Source organism: Arthrobacter sp. MYb214, assembly GCF_002979865.1.
In the GTDB taxonomy this organism is placed as follows: domain Bacteria; phylum Actinomycetota; class Actinomycetes; order Actinomycetales; family Micrococcaceae; genus Glutamicibacter.
In genome coordinates this window covers 830,334-853,182 of the sequence record NZ_PCPZ01000001.1, presented here as the reverse complement: position 1 = coordinate 853,182, position 22,849 = coordinate 830,334, and the positions used below count along the sequence as shown (strand labels likewise).

Here is a 22,849-nt window from a genome sequence, read left to right as displayed (position 1 = left end):
TCTCTAAGTAGTTCCGCATCGCGGGAAAACCTGAGACCCAAGGCAATTGCCTTGGGTCTCAGGTTTTTAACCAGCCTTTTGCGCACTCAGCTGACCATGGGTGCGGGCCGTGGACCGGGTGCGGGTGCCAACTTCCAGCACGCTGAAGCCTGACGTTTCCAACAACAGCTCCAATTCCCCGGGCGGCCAATACCAGGCCGGGGCGACCTGGTGGCCAAAGGCTTCTAGCTGATCCCCGGCAAAGAATCCGAGCAGCAGCTTGCCGCGTGGCTTGAGCACCCGGGCAAACTCGCCCAACAGCTGCGGAAGCTCGGCTGGAGGAGCATGGATTACCGAGTACCAGGCGAGCACCCCGGAAAAATGGTGGTCTTCGAACGGCAACTGTGCCAAGTCCGCACGCAGGAAATCGGGCTTCTGGAAGTTGCGCCGTGCGAAGTGCAGAAACTCCGGAACGAGGTCAACGCCTGTAGCCGGCCGATGGGCATCGGCGATGAACTGTGTCCAATGCCCAGGCCCGCAGCCAGCGTCCAGGACCGGCCCCTCCAGCTGCCCCGCCCACGCCGCAATCAGCTCCCGGTCTTCAAGCTCCGCCTGCTCGGGCGAAGCGAACAGATCGATATAGGCGCTGGCGAGACTCGAATAACTCGCTGAGACGTGATGAGGATCGAAGGAAGATGGCATACGCTCAGCTTAGCGCCGCCCGCAGGGAGCCTGGAGATCAATTGCTAGACTCGGGAATCACTTCCAGAAAACTGTTGGCGGAGAGGAACTTCCGATGACGTCACCTGCCCTTGAAGATCTGCTGAATGCGGGCCAAGTGCACCAAGTGCGTTCCTGGCTCGGAGAGGCAACAGTCGTTTCGGACATGTCTTGGGGGCTGACAGACATTAAAGTCCTCCATTTGGATGCAGCCGGAAAGCACTTCGTGCTCAAGACCGCGGGCGAAAGCAACCATCACATCATCCGGGAGCTGGAAGCACATCGCCGGTACACGCGTGTACTTGCCGAAGCCGGGCTGGCCGCGCGGCTGCGTTTTTCAAGCGATGTGCACCGCCTGGCAGTGCTGGACTACCAACCCGGAGAACTGTGCGTAGGGACAGAACATGAATACGCGCCGGATTCGCATCGACAGGCGGGACACGCGCTCAGGTTGCTGCACGATCAAGAACAGCGTGTTGCTCATGGCTACGAAGCCCGGCTGACGGCAAAATTCCTTCAGCTGCTTGAACGCAAGCACCGCATTGGTGCTTCACGGTGCCGGCAGATCAGGGACCTGTTCACCAGCTACGAGCCTAAATCCGTGGCCGTCGTCCCAACGCACGGAGACTGGCAGCCTCGTAATTGGCTCGTAGACCAAGGAAAACTGAAAGTCATTGATTTTGGACGTTTTGAATTCCGTCCAGCTTCCAGCGACTTCGCGCGACTCTCACTACAGCAGTGGGTGGGGCATCCGGAGCTGGAACAAGCCTTCCTTCAGGGCTACGGCTATGATCCGCGCGAAGAATTATCATGGAAAATGATGCAACTACGTGAAGGCCTGGGCACGGCCGTCTGGTCTTATGAAGTTGGAGATGAATCCTTCGAAGCGCAAGGGCTGCAAATGCTGGCCGATACGCTGGACCGCAACTAGGCTCGCACGCGAACGGGCACATGCGTTCGGGGTAGTGAACGTCATTGCTAGGAAATTAGCACCAGCACGGACGTTGACGGATAATGAAAGAAGCCTTGAACGCGGTAAACTAGGTATTTCGCATGGGCTTTCCAGCCTATTGTCGGCGAATTTGTGAAGGGGATGAACGTGTCTTTATTGAAGACCATCAAGAAACCAAGTGACCTGCGGGCGCTTACCCTCGAGCAGCTCGACGACTTGGCGGAGGAAATCCGCGGCTTCCTCATCGACAATGTTGCTCGTACTGGCGGCCATTTGGGTCCCAATCTCGGTGTTATCGAGCTGACCTTGGGCATCCATCGTGTCTTCGATTCCCCAACTGACTCCATCGTCTTCGATACGGGACACCAGTCGTATGTGCACAAGTTGGTTACCGGACGCCAGAATTTCGAGACCTTGCGCCAGCAAGGAGGCCTGTCGGGCTACCCTGACCGCGGTGAATCAGAACACGATGTGGTTGAGTCCTCCCATGCTTCCTCCTCGCTGTCGTGGGTTGATGGAATTTCCCGCGCCAACAAGCTGATGAATAACAATGACCGCTACGCCGTAGCCCTGGTGGGCGATGGCGCCTTGACCGGCGGCATGGCCTGGGAAGCAGTCAACAACATCGCTGCCGACAAGGACCGCAAAGCAGTCATCGTGGTCAACGACAACGGCCGCTCCTACGCCCCGACCATCGGCGGCCTGGCCAACCAGCTTTCGGGACTGCGCCAGCAGCTGGACAAGTTCCGTACCCACCCGGCCTACGAGAACGCCATGGACAAGCTCAAGGTCAAGCTCAAGGGATCCGGGCCAGTAGGCGATTTCACTTACAAGTCCCTTCACGCCACCAAGAAGGGCATCAAGGACTGGTGGGCACCGCAAGGCCTGTTCGAGGACTTGGGCCTGAAGTACATCGGCCCGATCGATGGCCACAACCAGCGCGCAGTAGAAGAAGCGCTGCAGCAGGCCAAGCAGTACGCGGGCCCAGTGCTCGTGCATGCCCTGACTGAGAAGGGCCACGGCTACGCTCCGGCCCGCGCCGATGAAGCTGACCAGTTCCACGCCGTTGGCGTTATCGACCCAATCACCGGTCTGCCGGTTTCCAAGTCCAGCGCGCAGAGCTGGACCAGCGTCTTCGGCGAAGAGATCGCGGCGGTGGCCAACGAGCGCGAGGACATTGTGGCGATCACCGGTGCCATGCTGCAGCCAGTGGGCCTGAAGAAAATGTCCCAGGAACACCCTGAACGCGTCATTGACGTGGGCATCGCCGAACAGCACGCCATGACTACTGCCGCCGGCCTTGCCTTTGGCGGACTGCACCCGGTGGTCTGCGTCTACGCGACCTTCCTCAACCGTGCCTTTGACCAATTGCTGATGGACGTGGCCCTGCATAAGGCAGGTGTCACCATCGTGCTGGACCGCGCTGGAGTCACCGGCCCGGACGGCGCCAGCCACCACGGCATGTGGGATATGGCGCTGACCCAGATCGTGCCTAACCTGCATCTGGCTGCGCCGCGCGATGCCGACCGCCTGCGGGAGGAACTGCGTGAAGCCCTTGACATCAATGATGCGCCAAGTGTCGTGCGATTCTCCAAGGGCTCGGTGGGTGAACCCATCGAAGCTGTGGACCGCCTGCCAGATGGCGTGGATGTTCTGGCACGCTTGGGGGACCGTTCCGCACCGGATGTTCTCATCGTTTCCGTGGGCGCCATGAGCGAGCTTTCGCTGGATGTCGCAGAACGACTGAACAGCCAGGGCGTATCGGTGACCGTGGTGGATCCTCGTTGGGTTCTACCAATGCCAACCTCGGTGATTTCACTGGCAGCCCGTCACCGCATTGTGGTCTGCATCGAAGATGGCGTCCGAGCCGGCGGTGTGGGTTCGCGCTTGCGCACCGAAATGCGTGCAGCGGGTGTCGATACGGCTCTGAACGAAGTAGGTTTGCCTACCGAATTCTTGGCGCACGGAACTCGTGCTGAGGTCTTGGACCGCGTTGGACTGACTGCACAGCAGGTAGCCCGCGATACCCTGGCGCAGGTTCTGGGAACCAAGGTTCCATTCGCCCGGCCCCTCCCTGGACAAGACCTGCCTACCGGTCAGATTCCGAAGCTGTGAGCTCACCGTCCGGCTGCCCGGTAGACCTGCCCCGTAGCCCAGAAACTATCGCCGAGGGTTCCTTGGTGGTAGCGCGCGCCTGGAAGTATGATTCCAGCCCGCACTGGGTGGTGCCCGGATTTTATCTCGGACAGGACAAATACGGACATTGGCTTCACCAGCCGGCCGGCGCACTGGTAGCCCGTCCGGGCACCGCACACTTGGCAGCGAGTAATGCGCTCTGCCTGATTCCACACTCGGGCCAGTGGATTGCCACCCTCTATGCGGATGCACTGGAAGATTTTGATGTCTACATCGACCTGTCCAGCAACATCGGATGGCGACGGATGAAGCGTGGCGCTTGGGAAGTCAACTCCATTGACATGGATTTGGACGTGATTCGTTCACGTAGCCAAGGCGTGTTCCTTGATGATGAAGATGAATTCGCCGAACATGAAATAGGCATGAACTATCCAGCTTCCCTAGTTCGTAGTATTGGAAGAGAAGCTGGACTGTTGCTCGGCACCGTGATCAACAACGATGCACCGTTCAATGCCGAACACCGCGCCACCTGGCAATCCAAGGCTGAGCGCCTAGCCGCACAGCTTGCCGAAGCCTCCAAAAATTTAGATAACTAAGCACACCGTAGACCCAAGGGGTAATCACATGGCGATCATTCGCACCTACCGGATGAACGAAAAGAACGAACTGGAATTCCGCGAAGCATGGTTCCAGCAGTTCGAGGACGATGAATTGGGTCAGTTCGTGATCAATCACGGCACCGTGGGACATATGTCCAAGACCAATGAAGTCCAGAACGTAAACACCGACCGCGCCGACGAATTGTTCGCTGGTTTCGCTGAAGCCTGTGCTGCCGAAGGCTATGCAGAGATCAAGGAAGAAGATCAGTCGTGGGTTATCGTGCAGTACGCGCTGAAATCCGCAAATGGCACCGAGCGCGACCAGTACCTGGACAAGAAGGCCAAGGAAGCGCTGACCGGCCACTTGGCATGGCGCGGACTTGGCACGGTGGAGTCCAGCGATTTCGGTAACCGAAAGCTGAACATCCGAGTCCTATCACCAGCTCCAAAGCTTGCAGTCGCTGCGATCAAGACGTGCATCCGCGAAGCCAAGCTGGACTTCACCAAGATGAGTATCGGTGTTGCGCCCTATGCGGAATTGAACAAGCTGAAGATGGCGCACCCGATGCCACCAAAGCCGATGTCCATCGACTGATCACGAATGATAAGCCCCATAGTTGCGACGCAGCCAATGCAGGCAGCGGACCACCCGGCCATCCGTCGGCTGTCGGAGAGTTTGGGGCGTCAGGCTGAACCTGGAAATTGGGGCGCTGGTGAATGCCAGGTAGTCGTCAAGAACCCGGCCGGAGAGCTGCTTGGCTGGGCTCGAGCCCATTGGTGGGAGCCTGCTGATCCGTTGGCGCCAGCTGGCTATTACCTTGCCGGGATCGAGGTTGCCTGCGGATACCGGCAACGGGGCGTGGCACGAAGCCTAACCGAGGCCAGGCTGTCATGGATTGCGCAGCGCGCTTCGACCGCATGGTGCGTGGTCAACGCGCAGAATACTGCGTCTTTGGCGCTTCATCGTGCCCTGGGATTCGAAGAAGTAGCCCGGGCTCCACGGTTCGGTACTGTGGTTTTTAACGGCGGCAGTGGCCTGCTGTTGTCCAAGGATGTGGTGTCTTCGCGCGGCCCCGCGAAAGCACAGGTTTAAACGAGCAGGAAACAAGGAGAAATGATTCCACAAGAAGACCGGGACGAGACCCCCGGTGCCCAGCGTAAAGTCCCGCGGATGGGAGCAACCCGCACGCCGTTGCACCTGGTTTTCCAGGCTTGCGTCGGTGTCATCATCGGCATTGGAGTGGTGTCCCTGCTTTCTGGCCTCGCCCCAGCGCAGGTTGCCTTGACCGGAGTTGTCATTGCCATATTGGTGTGGATCGTTGAACAGGGCTTCCGCCTGCCAGAACCGAATACCAAGCAGGGAGCACGTGTCCGCATGGTACTTCGACTGATTTCCTTGATTGGTTTCACCATCGCGGTGAGCCCGCTGCTGTCCTTGATCGAGGGCTGACAGCCTGCAACCCAGGCTAGTCCCGGACGTTCACACGTCTGGGACTATTTTTTTGCGCTGACCGGTTTCCGGGCAGAATAAAAGATCGGCCAGGTTCTCCCCGTGAAGGGAGAACCTGGCCGATCCTCTAGCTGTGCCTTGGCGTCTAGTCGGTGCCTGCGTCGAATGCAGCAGACTCGATAGCGCGGTCGGTCGCCAGGTCATCGCTATCAACCTGGGTTGCGTTCACGATGTCATCAGCTCCGCCAGCTTCCAGCGAGCCGACGAGTTCAGCGGTGGTGCCGCCGACCAGGCCCATGTTGGCGTACTGCTCCAGGCGGCCGCGGGAGTCCGCGATATCCAGGTTGCGCATGGTCAGCTGGCCGATGCGGTCCACTGGGCCGAAAGCGGCGTCGCCTACGCGCTCCATCGAAAGCTTGTCCGGGTGGTAGCTCAGGTTCTCGCCCTCGGTGTTCACGATCGTGTAGTCGTCGCCACGGCGCAAGCGGATGGTGACGGTACCGGTGATGGCCGAGCCGACCCAGCGCTGCAGCGATTCGCGCAGCATCAGGGCCTGCGGGTCCAGCCAGCGGCCTTCGTACATCAGACGGCCCAAGCGGCGGCCTTCGTTGTGGTAGCTGGCCACGGTGTCTTCGTTGTGGATCGCGTTCACGAGGCGTTCGTAGGCGATGTACAGCAGCGCCATTGCTGGTGCTTCGTAGATGCCACGGGACTTGGCCTCGATGATGCGGTTCTCGATCTGGTCGCTCATGCCCAGACCATGGCGTCCGCCGATGATATTAGCTTCGTTGACCAGAGCCACCGGATCGGTGAACTCCTTGCCATTGATGGCTACCGGGCGGCCAGCGACGAAGGAAACCGAGACATCTTCGGTCTTGATCTCTACGTTCTCGTCCCAGTACTTCACGCCCATGATCGGCTCAACAGACTCGATGGAGCTGTTCAGCAGTTCCAGGGTCTTCGCCTCGTGGGTTGCGCCCCAGATGTTGGCATCGGTTGAGTAGGCCTTTTCGGCCGAATCGCGGTAAGGGAAACCGTGCTCCTGCAGCCATTCGGACATTTCCTGGCGGCCACCAAGCTCTGCAACGAAGTTGGGGTCGAGCCATGGCTTGTAGATGCGCAGCTTAGGGTTGGCCATCAAGCCGTAGCGGTAGAAGCGCTCGATGTCGTTGCCCTTGTAGGTCGAACCGTCGCCCCAGACATCCACGCCATCTTCGCGCATTGCGCGGACCAGCAGGGTGCCGGTGACGGCGCGGCCCAGCGGGGTGGTGTTGAAGTAGGTCTTGCCGCCAGTGCGGATGTGGAAAGCGCCGCAGGCGAGTGCTGCGAAGCCTTCTTCAACCAGAGCAGGCTTGCAATCAACCAGGCGGGAGTTCTCTGCACCGTACTCCAGTGCACGGCCAGGTACAGCGTCGATATCTGGCTCGTCGTACTGGCCGAGGTCGCCAGTGTAGGTGTAAGGGATGGCGCCCTTGTCGCGCATCCAGGCTACTGCCACCGAGGTGTCGAGGCCACCGGAGAACGCGATACCTACGCGCTCGCCTACAGGGAGATTGGTAAGAACTTTAGACATGTTTCCATCCTAATGGATAAATATGCAATGCAGTGAATTGTGCTGTGAAATGTTGAGCACAACTACCTACCGGATAGCCTATGGGTATAACGTCGCTCAGTGAAGCGGATGAACAAACCAACAGATGAGGTGTCCATGGAATTCCGTCAGCTAGGCCGCAGCGGCCTGAGTGTTTCCGTCGTCGGGCTAGGCTGCAACAATCTTGGCCGCGCAGGTACTGCGACCGAATCCCAAGAAGGAACCGACGCGGTTATCCATGCGGCGCTTGATGCGGGTATTACGCTCTTCGATGTCGCGGATGTCTATGGAAAGGAACCAGGGCTTTCCGAAATCCGTCTGGGCAAAGCGCTAGGGCAAGCACGCAATGACATCGTGCTGGCCACCAAATTCGGCATGGATATGCAGGGCGCAAATGGTCCGGACTTCAATGCACGTGGTTCGCGCCGTTATATCGTCAAAGCCGTCGAAGCGTCGCTCAAGCGGCTCGGTACCGACTACATCGACCTGTATCAGTTCCATACCCCAGATGCGAACACTCCCATCGAAGAAACCTTGCGGGCTATGGATGAGCTAGTCACCAGCGGCAAGGTTCGCTACATCGGTCATTCCAACCGGGCCGGCTGGCAAATCGCCCAGGCGGAGTACGTGGCCCGTGAATTGGGAACCGAGCGATTCGTCTCGGCACAGAATCACTACAACCTGATTGACCGCCGTGCAGAACTGGAAGTGCTTCCAGCGGCTCGTGAATTCGATCTGGGCGTCTTGCCCTACTTCCCGCTGGCAAACGGCCTGCTGACCGGGAAATACTCCAAGGGGCATGCCCCAGAAGGCAGTCGCCTGACTCACGCTCGTCAGCATCTCGTGGAAACCAGCGATTTCGAGCAGTTGGATAAATTCGATGCGTTTGCCGCCGAACGGGATCTGACGCCGATCGAATTGGCGTTTTCGTGGCTGGCAGCGCAGTCGCCGGTGGCCTCAGTGATTGCCGGTGCCACCCGTCCCGAGCAGATTCGAGCCAACGCTGCAGCGGTGCGTTGGGTTCCGAGCGCTGCGGAACGGGTCCAGATGGATGAGCTCTTCCCGACCCCGCAGAAGGTTGCATTGTTCTAAACGAACCAATTAGAAAGCACGAAAGGCTGAACCCATCCGGGTTCAGCCTTTCGTGCTTTAAAAGAGCTGGGAAACTACTCTGTGGCGGTGATATAGGCGACGATGTCGTCACCTTCAATTGCCGCCGCGTAGCGTGGCAGAGCCGCGATAGCTGGACCTTCGTCCACGGTACCGTCAGCGGGTGCGAATCGTGAGCCATGGCAGGCGCAGTAGAAATCTTCCTTGCTGGACTTCGGGCTCACGGCACAACCCTGGTGGGTGCAGACGTTCGAGTAGGCCAAAACTGTCTTCTCATCCTTGCGGAAGAGCAAAACGCCTACTTCTTTTCCGGAAGGATCCTTGGCTGGAGCGAGTGCACGCGATCCGATGGCAAGGTCCTTGGCCTTCATGAGCGCCTGTCCTTCTCCGGTTGGTTCAGGGATCGGCAATGCCTCGGGGGTGTCGGCTTCAGAATGTCCATCACCGCAGGCGGTGAGCAGTGCGGCGGAACCAAGTGCTGCCGAGGCGCACATGAACGTACGACGGGCTGGTCGGGCGATGTCAGTCATGCACCCATTCTGGCAGAGATCTCTGTGCCGGCGCTAAGAGCAAAGCGTCCGCGTCAGGAGGATGCGGCATGCGGTGAGTTTGATCGGCGGGGGAGCGGTCTGCATGCGTTCGCCAGGCGGTATCGAATACTATGAATATTTATGCAGTGTTTTCGAAGTCCCGAGAGTATCCATAGCGCCGGGTGCTCCCTCGGCATGGCTCTGAATCCCGCACTTTGGAGAGGTTAGTAATCCAGGTGGGGCATTTCGGGTGGTGTAATTGGGGCATGCCCGCCCGTCTCCCAGTGGGGAATAGAACGGCCAGAACTAGATATTTTTTACCCCGGTTTTCCGCACTTATGTGCGCACCGTTACACGCATCTGCAAGGTAGTCCCGTGATTGATACAGGCGATGGGCTGATTCAACATCGTGCCCCCTGCCGGCCGATCGGTGATTGGGTTGCCCCGCTGCCTTGCGGCGGAAGATTCGAATATCTTTGCATTCATGCTAATATTTGTATGTAGTTAGTTGAAGCTACTAATTTCGGAGAGAGCTTTCGCTGTTTTCCCGTGCGGCATTTTATCGCCGACTGAGTTACTCCACGCAGTAATCGCGTGTTGAGTTCCGGGCAGCAGTCCTCCGATGGAAGGCAGGCGGCATTCGCCAACGCGAGTACCGCGCCTGAACTGACCCGAAGCGCCATTGCGCGCCAATATGGCTAGCCGCAAGTGCGATGCAGGCAAACCATGGGTCCGGATTCACGTTGTGAAGCCAAAAGCGCCAGGTTCTGGAGCGAATCCACGAGCTGGTGCTCCCCGTGACTAGGGATGAACGATACGAATGAGAAACGAACGAAACTTGAGTGTTGGGAAGTGGTTCATGGGCCCAGGGGCTTGTGCGCGTCAGCTGAAATTTACCCCTTGCGATGACATCTCGCAGGAAGACGTGCAGGATAAGTCGCCGGTTGAGCATTTAGCTCCCGGCGCGAATCTCATCACTGTCTATTAGAGGGAGGTGGCGCGTGAATAACGAAATAGTGCAGTTCAGCGCCCTAACTGTTGTCTTGCTATTGGTGTTCTTCTATGGAGGAACCTTCTATATTTCCACCCGAATCGGGAAGAAGAAAGAAAACGCCGACGACTACATGACGGCGGGAAATAAAATTGGATTCGGCATTTCCGCTGCAAGCATGACCGCTACCTGGATCTGGGCCTCATCGATGTATGCCTCGGCCACGTCCGGGTACACCTACGGAATCTCCGGCCCGATCCACTATGGGCTCTGGGGTGCGTTGATGATTCTGTTCATCTACCCATTCGGCAAGCGGATACGCAAGGTCGCGCCACGCGCGCACACGCTCGCAGAGGTCATGCACGCACGCCATGGGCGCTCCAGCCAGCTGATGCTCGCCGGGTCGAATATCGTTGGTTCGGTCATCTCCTTGATGTCCAACTTCATTGCCGGTGGCGTATTGATTTCGATGCTTTCGCCCTTCAACTTCATCCAAGGCGTGCTGGCCGTTGCCGGCGGCGTTCTGCTCTACACGCTGTGGTCCGGATTCCGTGCCTCGGTATTGACCGACTTTGTCCAGGTCGTTGCCATGCTCGGCGCTGTAGCAATTATTGTCCCAGTAATCTTCTTTGCCTCAGGGTTCCCGGCCGCATTCGAAACCGGTGCGAGCAACTTGACCCCGCAGCAGTCCAATTTCTTCTCTTCTGAAGCATTCTTGGGCCAGGGCGCACCATACATTGCCGCTGTTCTGGCCTACGCAATTGGCAACCAGACCATTGCCCAGCGTCTCTTCGCAGTACGCGAGGACCTGATCAAGCCAACTTTCATCACTGCAACCATCGGCTACGGCGCGATGGTCATTGGCGTGGGCATGCTCGGCGTGCTCGCCCTGTACATTGGGTTCGAGCCATCCGGTGGCGACATGAACAACCTCATCCCTGAGATGGCAGCCAGCTACCTGCCAGGTGTACTGCTGGCGCTGTTCTTCATCATGATCATTGGTGCACTGTCGTCAACTGCTGACTCGGACTTGGCAGCTTTGTCCTCGATCATGATGGCCGACGTGTACGGACAGAACGTCGCAGGCAAGGACAAGGCTGATCCGAAGAAGATGCTTCTCATTGGCCGTGCGACCATGGTCGTTGCCACCGCGTTGGCAGTCGCTTTCGCGAGCATGCAACTGAACATCCTGGACCTGCTGGTCTTCGTAGGAGCTCTTTGGGGCGCGCTGGTCTTCCCGGTTTTGGCCAGCTTCTACTGGAAGAAGGTCACGAACAAGGCTTTCACCGTTTCAGTACTGGTTGCTCTGGCGATCTTCATCCCGGTTCGCTTCGAGCTGATCCCTATCAATGGCGTCACCGGCTTGCTGATCGAGTTGCTGTCGGTGATTGGCATTGGCGTGGTCTTGGCATTGATGAGCTTCGGGTTCTTCGGTCTGCGCGTCGCCAAAATTGTTGGGGTCGTCGCGATGCTGGCCAGCGCACCATTCGTCTTCGGATTCTTGCGCGACTACACGACCTTGAGCGCCTCGCTGGTTGCCTACTCGGTAAGTACCATCGTCTGCTACCTCATGTCATTCAGATCCAAGATGGAATTCGACTTCGATGTCATCGCAGTACGCACCGGTGACTTCGACGCAGTACCTGCAAAGACCGGGGCTGCAGAAGCCGGACACGACCCAAAGAGCCTGGGAGGCAAATAATGACGACGTTTTTCCTGAGCCTGTACGTACTGGTATGGCCAGTTATAGTGGCCGGAGTACTGTTCTTCATCAGCAGGGGATTTATCCAGGAATGGCTGGAAGCCCGTCGCAATGGTGAAGACATCATCTAAGTAACTGGGCATGCGAAGCCCAGCTCCATGGAGCGCAGGAACCCCGTACAGCAGCATTTACCAGCTGTACGGGGTTCCTGCATCTTAACGGGGCAGCAAGAAGCCGGGACCAGCTTTCCTCATGAGGGAAGCGGTCACGGCATCTCGCATGGGTCCAGCACTCAGGGAGAAGCACCGGAACCAAGAACGGCCCGGAAGGTACTAGCCGTTGAACCTCTTCCCGTTGACACGTTCGGAGGCGCCAACCTGGTCCAGGTACGGGGTGATGCCACCGAGGTGCATTGGCCAGCCGGCACCGGTGATCATGCATAGATCGACGTCGGCTGCTTCGGCAACGACGCCCTCATCCAGCAGCAGCCCGATTTCCTCGGCCAGAGCATCTTGAACACGAGCCAGGATCTGTTCCTTGCTCGAGTGCTGATCGCCGAAGGCCATCAGCTTTTCAGCCTCGGGATTCAGCACCTGGTTGCCTGCCTCATCCTTGACCCAGAGGGCAGTGATCTTGGCATCGATCAGTTTCTGCAGATTCTCCGAGACGGCAAATCGTTCGCCGAAAGCGGCGTTCAGCGACTCGTTGACATGCTGCGCGACCGGCAGACCTACCATCGCCAACAAGGTCAACGGGCTCATTGGCAGGCCCATGGGGGTCAGTGCCGAGTCAGCTGTCTTCGCGTCGGTGCCCTCGTCGAAAGCGGCCTGGACTTCACTCATCAGGCGAAGCAGTACGCGGTTGACCACGAATGCGGCAGAATCCTTGGTTTTCACCGTGGTCTTCTTCAGCTTCTTGCCCAGCACGAATGCAGTGGACAGCGAGGAATCGTTGGTCCACTCCGTAGCAGCAATTTCCAGCAGCGGCATCACGGCTACCGGGTTGAAGAAGTGGAAACCGACCAGGCGCTCTGGATGCGACAAGTCGCGGCCCATCTCGGTGACAGAGAGCGAGGAAGTGTTGGTGGCCAGGATGCACTCGGGGGAGACCACGGCTTCAACCTCTGCGAAAACTTGCTTCTTCACATTCAGCTCTTCGAAGACGGCCTCGATGACGAAGTCGGCATCCGCGAACGCCTTCTTGGTGACCGATCCGGTAACCAGAGCCTTGGTGCGGTTGACCGCATCCTGGCTCATGCGGCCCTTGGCGTGCAGCTTGTCGATCTCGCCATGGATGTAGGCAAGGCCCTTGTCCACGCGCGATTGATCCAGATCGGTGATAACCACCGGAACGTTCAGGCGGCGGGCGAACAGCAGGGCCAGCTGGCCAGCCATCAACCCTGCGCCAACGACACCCACTTTGGTGACGGGGCGCGCGAGCTTTGGATCCGGTGCGCCGGCGGGGCGCTTGCCGCGCTTCTGGACCAGGTCCAGGAAGGCGTACACGGTGTTCTGGAACTGCGGGGTGCTCATCAGGCCAGTCAGCGCTTCGACTTCAAGGACTGCTGATTCCTGCTGCGAGATGGCCAGGCCCTTGCGGAAGACCTCAAGCACCTTGTACGGTGCCGGGGCCGCGCCGGACAGCTTCGCATCGACGAACTTTTCGGCAGCGTCGGCCGCATCCAGCCAGCGGCGAGCAACCTCGGGATCGGTTGGATCGACCGCATTGGGGCGCTTGACCTCTGTGGTTCCGGAGATGACACCGTCAGCGAAGGCAATGGAGTGCTCGATGAAGTCAGCTGGTTCGAACAGGGCGTCGGCCACCCCCATCTTGGCAGCTGCCGGACCGGAGAGGGTGCGGTTGCTGTTCAGCGGGTTCTCGATCATGACCTTCAGCGCGTTCTCGGGGCCGACTAGGCGGGGCAGGCGGTATACGCCGGCCCAACCCGGAATCAGGCCGAGGAAACCTTCTGGCAGGCCCAAAGCGCCCGCGGCGGTGCTGACCGTGCGGTAGTTGCAAGCCAGCGCGATTTCCAAGCCGCCGCCGAGCGCCAGGCCGTTGATGAAAGCGAAGGTCGGAACGCCCAAATCGGCAAGCAGCTCATAGGTGTAGTGGCCCAGCGAAGCCATGGCGGTTGATTGATCCGGTGCGCTCAGGCGGGTGACGGCCGACAGGTCGGCACCGGCAATCAGGAAGTACGGCTTGCCGGTGATCGCCAGGGCATCGATCTCGCCATTCTTGGCGCGTTCTGCTTGGACTTCCAGCGCGGCGCGCAGTTCCAGCAGGCCATTGGGCCCGAGGGTGGTCGGCTTCTTGTGGTCCAGGCCGTTATCCAGGGTCAGCAGTGCCATTGTCTTGCCGCTTGGCAAGGCCACATCCTTCACGAAGGTGTGGGTGACGGTCTCATCGTGCATCAGCTGCGCGACAGCCTGGAAATCTTTGCTCATTGCAGTCATTGTCTCTTCCTTATGCCTTGCTGCCGAAGTCCGCGTGGTTTGGGTTCTCCCAGATCACTGTGCCGCCCATGCCCAAGCCGATGCACATGGTGGTGATGCCATAGCGCACCGAATGGTCTTCGGAGAACTGGCGGGCCAGCTGGGACATCAGGCGCACGCCGGAAGAGGCCAGCGGGTGGCCCACGGCGATGGCACCGCCGTACCGGTTCACGCGCTCATCGTCCTGGTCGATTCCGTAGTAGTCGAGGAAGGACAGCACTTGCACGGCGAAAGCCTCGTTGATTTCGAACAGGCCGATGTCGTCGATGCCAAGGCCGGCCTTGGCCAGGGCCTTTTCGGTGGCCGGCACCGGCCCGTAGCCCATCACGTCCGGGTCCACGCCGGCGAAGGCGAAGGAGACCATGCGCATCTTCGGTTCCAGGCCCAGTTCGCGCACTGCCTCGCCGCTGGCCAGCAGGGCGGCGGTGGCTCCGTCGTTCAAGCCTGCTGCGTTGCCTGCGGTCACGCGTCCGTGGGCGCGGAAGGGGGTGCGCAGTTCGGCCAGCGATTCCATGGTGGTGCCTGGCCGTGGCGGCTCGTCAACCGAGTTCACGGCCCAGCCTTCGCCCGGCCGCTTGGCTGCCACGGGGATCAGATCGGCCTGGATCTGCTGGTTCTCGTAGGCCTTGGCCAGCTTGGCCTGCGATGCGACAGCATAGCGGTCGGCGCGTTCCTTGGTGATCGCAGGGAAGCGGTCGTGCAGGTTCTCCGCGGTATTGCCCATGTTCAATGCTTGCGGGTCGACGATGCGCTCGGAGAGGAAGCGCGGGTTCGGGTCCGCTCCGGCGCCCATGGGGTGGTTGCCCATGTGCTCCACGCCGCCGGCGACCACTACGTCGTAGGCGCCGAAAGCGATGCCGCCGGCGGTCGCGGTGACGGCGGTCATCGCTCCGGCGCACATGCGGTCGATGGCGAAGCCCGGAACGGACTTGGGGATACCGGAGAGCAGGCCCACGGTGCGGCCCAAGGTCAAGCCCTGATCGCCGGACTGCGTAGTTGCGGCAATGGAGATCTCGTCGATCTTCTCGGCAGGAACTTCCGGGTTGCGTTCCAGCAGGCCGCGTACGGCTTTGACGGCAAGGTCATCGGCGCGGGTACCGTGGTAGATCCCCTTCTCGCCGGCTTTGCCAAATGGGGTGCGTACCCCGTCGATGAAGACGACATCGCGGTCGTCGAGCGAAGGGCGCGCATTGTTGCGCACGGTCGAAGCGTTGGCACTCACCGTCGGGCTCCTTGGGGTTGGTTCATGCTGCCCGTGAAGACCGGGCAGTGGCCAGCATCACTGTGACCTGAACCATACGTTACTCAGTAGTAACTTGAAGTGCAAGTGCAGCACCTCGCAAATCCGGGAACCCGCGGTGAATCCTTCTTGGAAACCGCCTAGGCCTGCTTCAACGCGATGGCCAGCTTGTCCGCAAGAAGTCCACGCTGCCACTGGCGGGCACCGAGATTTTCCAGCATGTCCGCTACGCTTGCCTCGCTGATGCGAGCCGGCGCATTCCAGCACAATTCACGCAGGTACTTCGGGGTCAAGAGATTCTCGCCGGGAATATTCCAGTGCTCGCTCACCTCATTGACGACCAGCTTGGCCGCGTCCAGCCGGTTCGCCGCGGCCGGGTTCTTTTCGGCCCATGAGCGGGGGTGCGGCAAGTCCGGCTTGGGGGCGCGCAGGTCGGGCAGGTCCCTGGTGCTATTGCCGCGCTTGATCGCGTCGACCCAGCGTGCGGCATCGCGTTTGGCATTGCGCGTGTGGAACCCGGGGATCTGCAAGAGCGCTGGAACGCTGGTGGCGCGCTGATCCACGGCGGCCATGATGGCGCGGTCGGGAATGAGCCGACCCGGGGCAACGTCGCGGCTCTGCGCCAGGGCTTCGCGGGAAAGCCACAGTTCGCGAGCTACCGCCAGATTGCGTCGGCTCTTGAGCTTATGGATGCCGGACAATTTGCGCCACGGCACCTGTGCCGGGGAAGGGTCAGGCAGATTGCGTTCGTACTCGAATTCCTGGAAGGCGAAATCCAGCTTGCCCTGCTCTTCCAGCACCGCGGTGATGGCCTGGCGCAGCTCTTCGAGAACTTCCACATCCAGTGCGGCGTAGTTCAGCCATGATTCAGGCAACGGGCGGGTGGACCAGTCCACTGCCGAATGTTCTTTGGCCAACTGCAGCTCGAGCAATTCGCCCACCATGGTACCCAGCGAGACGCGGGGGAATCCCGCAAGACGGCCAGCCATCTCGGTATCGAACAGCGAGGTAGGGGACATGCCCAATTCGTGCAGGCACGGCAAATCCTGGGTGGCCGCATGCAGGATCCAGGGCTGCTCGTTGACGAACTCGCGCAGCGGGGACAGATCGTCCAGGGTTTCAGGGTCGATCAGCCAAGTACCCGCACCTTCTCGGCGAATCTGCAGCAAGAAGGCGCGCTGGCCGTAGCGGAACCCGCTGGCTCTTTCGGTATCCACGGCCAGATCGCCGATGCCGGCTTCCAGCGCCCGCACTGCACGGCGCAAGGCAGGTGCGGTGTCGATGACTTCGGGGATCCCGTCGCGTGGCGCACTTAGTGGCGTCAGAACGGGTGCGGCGGCCTCGTTGGCAGTGGTGGATGATGCGGGAGCGGAAGAGTCAGAATTCGGCATGGTGCTTCCATTCTAGGACTATTCGGCTCCATCGCATTGATAATCGCTAGCTCAGGCGGCGATGAGGCAGCTGCTGCACACCTTCGGGCAGGGGAGGCAGGCCGGCGAAAGTGCAAACCATATCGGCCCACGCGCTCAGATGCGTTCCCAGATGGTCAGAGTCCGGGGACCAGGAAGCACGCAGCTCGATATCGATATGGTCTTGTTCCCCGGCGAGATTGCCGAAGGATTCGGAAATTACCCGAGTCGCAGTACCGCCAGCGGAATGGTATGCGGCGTCGCGATCGCGCAGGGCTTCTTCGAGCCATGACCACGCGACGGAAGCCAGCATGGAATCCTGGCCCATTTCATGATCCAGACGGGCCCGAATGTAGGTGACGATGCGGAACTGGCCATTCCACAGTTCTTGGCCTGCGGGGTCGAAGAGGAGGATGAAGCGTCCGGTGGCCAGCTGCTCGGCTGGTTGGAGGAACGGGGTGCGGCCAATCTCCTGGCCCTGGGGGCCGTGTCCGGGAGCAACCACATCCATCACGTCGCCGCTGAGTGCCAGCGCGAACGGCGCCAGCCTGCCAGGGGCCGGAATTTCGGTGAATTTCAGTTCCTTGCGCACCTTGGCATGCGACAACTCTTCAAGGGCCGTGGCAAAGGCCTTCGGAATGGCGGAAGCAGGGCGATCATTGGTCACAATTTGAGTCTAAGCGCGCCGTACCCGAGCATGGGTACGGCGCGCCGACCGCGGGTTCATGCTAAGCGGCGGCGTAGGCGCCGAGCAGCTCGTGCAGCTTGGCAATGAACGCTGCAACATCTTCCTCGGTGGTGTCGAACGAGCACATCCAGCGCACTTGGCCGGCCGCGCGATCCCAGTCGTAGAAGCGGAAGTGCTCGCGCAGCTGGTCGCTGACCTCGGTAGGCAGCTGGGCGAAGACGCCGTTGGCCTGAGTCGGGTAGACCAGCTGGACTCCGTCAATTTCCTCAACTGCCTGCGAGAGCTTGGCGGCCATGGCGTTGGAGTGGCTTGCCAATTCGCGCCACAGATCGGTGCCGTAGAGCTCGATCAGCTGTGCGGAGATGAAGCGCATTTTCGAACCCAGCTGCATGTTCATCTTGCGCAGGTACTTCAGGTCCTGGGCCAGTTCGCTGCGCAGGGTCAAAATGCCCTCACCGAGCAGGATGCCGTTCTTGGTACCGCCGAGGGAAACAATGTCCACGCCGACGTCAGTGGTCAGCGCGCGCAACGGCACGCCCAGGGAGGCCGCGGCGTTGGACAGGCGCGAGCCATCCAGATGCACTTTCATGCCCAGCTTGTGCGCGTGGTCGGTGATGGCCTTGATTTCCCCAGGGGTGTACAGGGTGCCCAGCTCGGTGGCCTGGGTGATCGACACGGCCAGCGGCTGCGCGCGGTGCTCGTCGCCCCAGCCCCATGCTTCCTGGTCGATCAGCTCTGGAGTCAGTTTGCCGTCGGGAGTGTCAACCTGCAGCAGCTTGAAGCCGCCGATGCGCTCCGGCGCACCGTTCTCATCCACGTTGATATGTGCAGAAGATGCGCAGATGACAGCGCCCCAGCGTGGAAGCAAGGACTGCAAGGCGATGACGTTGGCGCCGGTGCCGTTGAAAACCGGGAAGATCTGGGCTTCCGGGCCAAAGGCATTGCGGGCGACGTTGCCTAGTTCCTCGGTGTACTGGTCCTCACCGTAGGAGATCTGGTGGCCGCCGTTGGCGCGGGCAATCGCATCCATGATGCGCGGGTGCACGCCAGAATAATTATCCGAAGCGAATCCGCGAATCGAAGCGTCGTGGGTAAAAGTCATGCTGTGGAGGTCCTTAGTAGTTCAAGGGGTGAAGTCGAAAGCTATGCCAGTGCAGCGCCCAGAGGTGTGCACCGACCAGTAATCAGGCCTTGGGCAATGCAACCCGGGTGCCGTTGAGCTCGCGGGCATCCTGGCCAAGCAAAGCCACTGCGGCCTGGGCAAGAAACTGCACCGGGGTCTGCCCGGAAGGCGTTTCTTCGGGAGACTTGTCGCTCAATGCCTTGACGACCCAACTCACCGCGGCGGCATTTTCTGCCTGCTTGGCGAACAGGCGGGCGATGGCATTGACCCAGTGTTCCGCTGCGGCCTTGACCGCACCGTAGTTGGCATTGGACGGGGTCGGATTCAGCACTGCCTCGGCACTGACTATCGCCAAGCGGCCTGCGGGGGAGGCGACCAGATCATCGACGAAGGCGCGGGAGGTGTTGCGCAGGGTGGTCAGCACGCTGCTGTGCAAGAAATCCCAGTCCTCGTCGGTTTGGCCGGTGATCGACTTACCGCCACGCCAGCCACCTACCAGGTGGATCAGCGCATCGATGCTGCCGTGCTCTTCATGAATCCGCAGTGCCAATTGCTTGACCGCTGCGAAGTCGCCCAGATCGCATTCATAGCGGGCATGAACGAACGGGAGGCGTTCGTCGAGGCGCTCTTGGTTGCTTCCCACTGCAAGCACACGCGCTCCGGCATCAACCAGCGCGGTGGCGCTGGCAATGCCGGAGGCGGAAGTAGCACCGGCAAGGAGCACTAGTCTGGATGTCTCGTTCAAGGAGATTCTTTCTTTGCTCACATTTTCTAGCCTAGAGGAAAGGCTAGATTTTCGTTGCCCCGGTCATGCCCTTGGTCGATTCGATGACGGTGGCCATTTTCTTATTCAGAGCTTCGTAGAACATCGACAGCGGGAATTCATCGTCCATGACCTGGTCGGTGATTTCACGTAGTGGTGCGGTCAGCGGCAGGGCATCCGGACCCTTGGCCCAGACCGACGCGGGGTTCGGGGTGACGGTGGCCGAAACCAGTTCGTAGGCAGCAAGCCAGTGAGCCAGCTTCGGACGGTCGATGGACTTCCAATACAGTTCGTCGATCGCATCCCCCAAGGCTGCAACCACCTCGGGTACCTGATCCCAATCGATGCTCAACTTGGTGTCGGTCCAGTGCAGTACATGGTGCTGGTGCATCCATGCGAACAGCAACTGGCCACCGAGACCGTCGTAGTTGCGTACGCGCGAGCCGGTGATGGCGAAGCGGAAGATGCGGTCGAAGATCACCGCGTATTGCACCAGCTTGGCCATCTTGGCGCTCTTCTGATCCGAAGCCGGGTTGGCGGCGATCTTCATGCATTCGCGGAACGCGGTCAAATCGCAACGCAGTTCTTCGAGCGAGTACAGGAAGAACGGCATGCGCTGCTTGATCATGAACGGGTCGAATGGCAGATCGCCACGCATGTGGGTGCGGTCGTGAATCAGGTCCCACATGATGAAGGTTTCTTCGGTCAGGTGCTGGTCCTTGAGCAGCTCTGCGGCGTCATCGGGCAGTTCGAGGTTGGTGATGCGTGTAGCTTCCTGCAGGACCTTGCGGAAGCGTACAGCCTCACGATCCTGGAAGATCGCGCCCCAAGTGAATGACGGAGTCTGCCGAATGGCGACCGACTCCGGGAAGAGCACCGCGGAATTGGTGTTGTAGCCTTCGGTGAAGTCGATGAAGCGCAGCGGCACGAACAGGGCGTTGGCGTAGTCCTTGCTCTCCAGATCGGCAATGAACTCAGGCCACATGACCTGCACCAGCACGGCTTCGAGGTGGCGGTTGGTTGAACCGTTCTGGGTGTACATCGGGAAAAGCACCAGATGCAGCAGGCCGTCAATGCGCTGGGCCTGGGGCTGGAACTGCATCAGCGAATCGAGGAAGTCGGGAACGCCGAAGCCTGCATCTGCCCACTGGCGCAGGTCCGTGACCACCTGTTCGAGGTACTCTGCGTCGTGCTCGAAGTGCACGCGCAAGGACTGCACCGACTCGATGATGGAATCAACGAGCTTGGCAGCCTGTGGTGCAGATGCGCTGTCGGCCAAGGAACCGTCCTGTCCCTGGAGGCCCTGGAACTCGGTGGCGGCAGACTTCAGCGTCAGCCAAGCTTCCGAGTTTGCGATCTGCAGTACTTCTGCGTCGGTGGCCGGTACTGGCTTGGAGGAAATCTGAGTCATTTCATACACCTTCTTTTCATGTTTGGGGCAGCGCTCAAGTGCTTACCTTGAACGCTACGCTCAAACAACAGAAAAGGTGATGCTAAGTCATCAGTGAATAAGCAACTCTTGCTCTAAAAGTGATCCATGCCTTGCCACCGACAAAGGCATTAGCCCTGAGCAGGACGCAGGGTCAAGCTCAAAGAGTTCATGCAGTAACGCAGATCGGTTGGGGTTTGGAAACCTTCACCCTCGAAAACGTGGCCCATATGCGAATCGCAATTGGCGCAACGCACCTCAACACGCTTCATGCCCATGGACTCGTCGCTGATATAGCGCACCCGATCTTCGGCCAACGGCGCGAAGAAGGAAGGCCAGCCGCAACCGGCATCGAACTTCGTAGTGCTGGCGAACAGTTCCGAACCGCAGGCTCGGCAGGAGTACACGCCCTCGGTAGTGGTATCCCAGTATTCGCCGGTAAATGGACGCTCGGTCCCTGCTTGGCGCAATACGCGGAATTCCTCGGAAGAGAGGATCTGCTGCCACTGCACATCGCTGCGCGCGGTTGCTTCGTCTGCTGGCTGTGCTGATTGGTTTACCGATTCATCATTCATGCAATATAAAACGCTTGAGCAGGCTAGATGATTCCCGGGCCAGGTCATGGAAAGATGAAAACATGGCTCGGAACATCGTAGATACCATGCAACCCCGCAGCGCAGTGCCTGCAACCCTGATTGGGGTTGGGCTGGGACTGGGCGCTGGTTCCCTGGTGGCCGCCAGCGTATCAGCGCTCGCCGGTTACTTCGCCCGACGTGTAGTGACCCCGGAAGAACGCCGCACCGGCAACAGCATCATCCGGGAGGTCGTCACCGATGCCGAGGGCAAACTCTGGTTGCATTTCAACAAGGACGCCGATACCAGCGAACCTGGTCCGTGCAGCTTCCTCACCGAATTCGACTCCTGCGCGCTGCGGCTTTCCGCGCCGGAAGCCGTTCCGGGCAAATCCCGCCTGGTGGCGCGCAAAATCGAGAAGATCTATCACGGCACCCTCCAGGGAGTACGCCGCGGCAACCTATCCGGGGCAATTTACGAGCACCCCGCGGACCTGGGCTTTGACGCAGAAGACGTAGTCGTGCCCCTGGATGGCGGCGACGGTCCAGCCTGGCTGGTGCGTGGCTCCACGAACGAAGATGTCTGGGTGATTGGCGTGCACGGCCGAGGCGCCCGACGTAATGAGACCATTCGGGCGCTGCCTGCCTTGAGCGAACTCGGGGTTACGACCTTGCTGATGAGCTACCGCAATGACGGTTTGGCTCCGAGCGCCCCGGATGGCCGCTACGGTCTGGGCGATACCGAATGGCATGACGTGGAATCGGGTATCCAATTCGCACTGGACCGCGGAGCGAAGCAGATCATCTTGCTGGGCTGGTCCATGGGAGGTGCCATCAGCCTGCAGGCCGCCGATCGGAGCAAGCTGGCCCACCATATTGACTCGCTCATGCTGGTCGGCCCGGTAATCAATTGGGTAGATGTGCTTTCGCACCAGGCCCGGGCCAATAAGATCCCGCAATCGGTGGGCCTGTTCGGCCAGTGGCTGCTGTCCAATAAGGCAGGGCGCTGGGTCACCGGCCAAGCGGCCCCGGTCAATCTGCGCCGGTTGAATTGGGTGGACCGCGCGGACGAATTGAAATTCCCGACGCTGATAATGCACAGCCGTGATGACGAGTTCGTCCCTAATGGCCCGAGCTTGAAACTGGCGGCGCTGCGCCCGGATTTGGTCACGCTCAAGACCTTTGCCAAGGCAGGGCACACGCGTGAGCCGAATGTGGATCCACAGGGTTTTGCCCGGGCGATCACCGACTTCTTGAGCAAGCGCATGCCGCTGCCTCAAGTCCAATAGCCCAAGGCGGCAAAGGGCCCTGCCCGCGAGAACGATCAACAGATCTCGATCCCGCAGGCAGGGCCCTTTTTTGGCCAATCG

General features: G+C 59.9%; 21 protein-coding genes. 10 read left to right on the top strand and 11 right to left on the bottom strand.

What is annotated here, in order from left to right; translation table 11 throughout:
- Nucleotides 1–66: 66 nt before the first annotated feature.
- Complete coding sequence (locus tag CQ012_RS03995; RefSeq protein ID WP_105656748.1) at nucleotides 67–681, bottom strand: class I SAM-dependent methyltransferase; 615 nt, start codon at nucleotides 679–681, stop codon at nucleotides 67–69.
- A gap of 184 nt (nucleotides 682–865) precedes the next feature.
- On the opposite strand from CQ012_RS03995, the gene CQ012_RS03990 reads away from it, so the two are divergent.
- The 6 genes from CQ012_RS03990 to CQ012_RS03965 all read left to right on the top strand — a co-directional run bounded on the left by CQ012_RS03990 (nucleotide 866) and on the right by CQ012_RS03965 (nucleotide 5,836).
- Complete coding sequence (locus CQ012_RS03990) at nucleotides 866–1,630, top strand: phosphotransferase (protein WP_286134573.1); 765 nt, start codon at nucleotides 866–868, stop codon at nucleotides 1,628–1,630.
- Nucleotides 1,631–1,798: 168 nt separating this feature from the next.
- Nucleotides 1,799–3,766: a 1-deoxy-D-xylulose-5-phosphate synthase gene (gene dxs, locus CQ012_RS03985; RefSeq protein WP_105656856.1), complete on the top strand. Its 1,968-nt coding sequence runs from the start codon at nucleotides 1,799–1,801 to the stop codon at nucleotides 3,764–3,766.
- A gap of 65 nt (nucleotides 3,767–3,831) precedes the next feature.
- Entirely contained in the window at nucleotides 3,832–4,383 is a 552-nt protein-coding gene (locus tag CQ012_RS03980; protein ID WP_286134572.1) for a DUF402 domain-containing protein, read from the top strand.
- A gap of 28 nt (nucleotides 4,384–4,411) precedes the next feature.
- On the top strand, nucleotides 4,412–4,981 hold the full coding sequence (locus tag CQ012_RS03975) for a hypothetical protein (protein ID WP_105656745.1): 570 nt from the start codon (nucleotides 4,412–4,414) through the stop codon (nucleotides 4,979–4,981).
- Nucleotides 4,982–5,017: 36 nt separating this feature from the next.
- Nucleotides 5,018–5,479 (top strand): GNAT family N-acetyltransferase, encoded by a 462-nt coding sequence (locus CQ012_RS03970; RefSeq protein ID WP_286134571.1) that lies wholly within the window; start codon nucleotides 5,018–5,020, stop codon nucleotides 5,477–5,479.
- Between the two features lie 21 nt (nucleotides 5,480–5,500).
- Nucleotides 5,501–5,836: a hypothetical protein gene (locus CQ012_RS03965; RefSeq protein WP_105656743.1), complete on the top strand. Its 336-nt coding sequence runs from the start codon at nucleotides 5,501–5,503 to the stop codon at nucleotides 5,834–5,836.
- A gap of 145 nt (nucleotides 5,837–5,981) precedes the next feature.
- Here the strand turns inward: CQ012_RS03965 and argG are convergent, their stop codons facing one another.
- Complete coding sequence (gene argG / locus CQ012_RS03960; protein ID WP_105661468.1) at nucleotides 5,982–7,409, bottom strand: argininosuccinate synthase; 1,428 nt, start codon at nucleotides 7,407–7,409, stop codon at nucleotides 5,982–5,984.
- Between the two features lie 135 nt (nucleotides 7,410–7,544).
- On the opposite strand from argG, the gene CQ012_RS03955 reads away from it, so the two are divergent.
- A complete protein-coding gene (locus CQ012_RS03955; RefSeq protein WP_105656741.1) occupies nucleotides 7,545–8,519 on the top strand; it encodes an aldo/keto reductase in 975 nt (324 codons plus the stop codon).
- Between the two features lie 74 nt (nucleotides 8,520–8,593).
- On the opposite strand, the gene CQ012_RS03950 is transcribed toward CQ012_RS03955, so the two are convergent.
- The gene (locus CQ012_RS03950) at nucleotides 8,594–9,067 is read right to left on the bottom strand and encodes a Rieske (2Fe-2S) protein (RefSeq protein WP_105656740.1); all 474 of its coding nucleotides are present in this window, start codon (nucleotides 9,065–9,067) and stop codon (nucleotides 8,594–8,596) included.
- A gap of 1,001 nt (nucleotides 9,068–10,068) precedes the next feature.
- On the opposite strand from CQ012_RS03950, the gene CQ012_RS03945 reads away from it, so the two are divergent.
- Both CQ012_RS03945 and CQ012_RS17740 read left to right on the top strand, forming a co-directional pair.
- Complete coding sequence (locus CQ012_RS03945; RefSeq protein ID WP_105656739.1) at nucleotides 10,069–11,760, top strand: sodium:solute symporter family protein; 1,692 nt, start codon at nucleotides 10,069–10,071, stop codon at nucleotides 11,758–11,760.
- The gene (locus tag CQ012_RS17740; RefSeq protein ID WP_219844114.1) at nucleotides 11,760–11,891 is read left to right on the top strand and encodes a putative transporter small subunit; all 132 of its coding nucleotides are present in this window, start codon (nucleotides 11,760–11,762) and stop codon (nucleotides 11,889–11,891) included. Before CQ012_RS03945 ends, CQ012_RS17740 begins: the two co-directional genes overlap by 1 nt.
- A gap of 201 nt (nucleotides 11,892–12,092) precedes the next feature.
- Here CQ012_RS17740 and CQ012_RS03940 read toward each other — a convergent pair whose 3' ends face one another.
- The 8 genes from CQ012_RS03940 to msrB form a co-directional block, all read right to left on the bottom strand.
- On the bottom strand, nucleotides 12,093–14,216 hold the full coding sequence (locus tag CQ012_RS03940) for a 3-hydroxyacyl-CoA dehydrogenase NAD-binding domain-containing protein (RefSeq protein WP_105656738.1): 2,124 nt from the start codon (nucleotides 14,214–14,216) through the stop codon (nucleotides 12,093–12,095).
- A gap of 10 nt (nucleotides 14,217–14,226) precedes the next feature.
- Nucleotides 14,227–15,477, bottom strand: coding sequence for a thiolase family protein (locus tag CQ012_RS03935; RefSeq protein WP_181149009.1), 1,251 nt, complete (start codon nucleotides 15,475–15,477; stop codon nucleotides 14,227–14,229).
- A gap of 158 nt (nucleotides 15,478–15,635) precedes the next feature.
- Complete coding sequence (locus CQ012_RS03930; protein ID WP_105656737.1) at nucleotides 15,636–16,886, bottom strand: HRDC domain-containing protein; 1,251 nt, start codon at nucleotides 16,884–16,886, stop codon at nucleotides 15,636–15,638.
- Nucleotides 16,887–16,932: 46 nt separating this feature from the next.
- Nucleotides 16,933–17,571, bottom strand: a complete 639-nt coding sequence (locus CQ012_RS03925; protein ID WP_105656736.1) for a DUF3000 domain-containing protein — start codon at nucleotides 17,569–17,571, stop codon at nucleotides 16,933–16,935.
- A gap of 61 nt (nucleotides 17,572–17,632) precedes the next feature.
- Entirely contained in the window at nucleotides 17,633–18,694 is a 1,062-nt protein-coding gene (locus tag CQ012_RS03920) for a threonine aldolase family protein (RefSeq protein WP_105656735.1), read from the bottom strand.
- An 82-nt stretch (nucleotides 18,695–18,776) separates the two neighbouring features.
- Nucleotides 18,777–19,481 carry an SDR family oxidoreductase gene (locus tag CQ012_RS03915; protein WP_286134570.1) on the bottom strand — a complete coding sequence of 235 codons (705 nt, stop codon included), beginning with the start codon at nucleotides 19,479–19,481 and terminating at the stop codon, nucleotides 18,777–18,779.
- A gap of 22 nt (nucleotides 19,482–19,503) precedes the next feature.
- Complete coding sequence (locus CQ012_RS03910) at nucleotides 19,504–20,889, bottom strand: DUF6421 family protein (protein WP_105656733.1); 1,386 nt, start codon at nucleotides 20,887–20,889, stop codon at nucleotides 19,504–19,506.
- Between the two features lie 149 nt (nucleotides 20,890–21,038).
- On the bottom strand, nucleotides 21,039–21,482 hold the full coding sequence (msrB, locus tag CQ012_RS03905; RefSeq protein WP_105656732.1) for a peptide-methionine (R)-S-oxide reductase MsrB: 444 nt from the start codon (nucleotides 21,480–21,482) through the stop codon (nucleotides 21,039–21,041).
- A 62-nt stretch (nucleotides 21,483–21,544) separates the two neighbouring features.
- Between msrB and CQ012_RS03900 the strand changes: the two genes are divergently transcribed.
- Nucleotides 21,545–22,768 (top strand): alpha/beta hydrolase family protein, encoded by a 1,224-nt coding sequence (locus tag CQ012_RS03900; RefSeq protein ID WP_105656731.1) that lies wholly within the window; start codon nucleotides 21,545–21,547, stop codon nucleotides 22,766–22,768.
- Nucleotides 22,769–22,849: the final 81 nt, after the last annotated feature.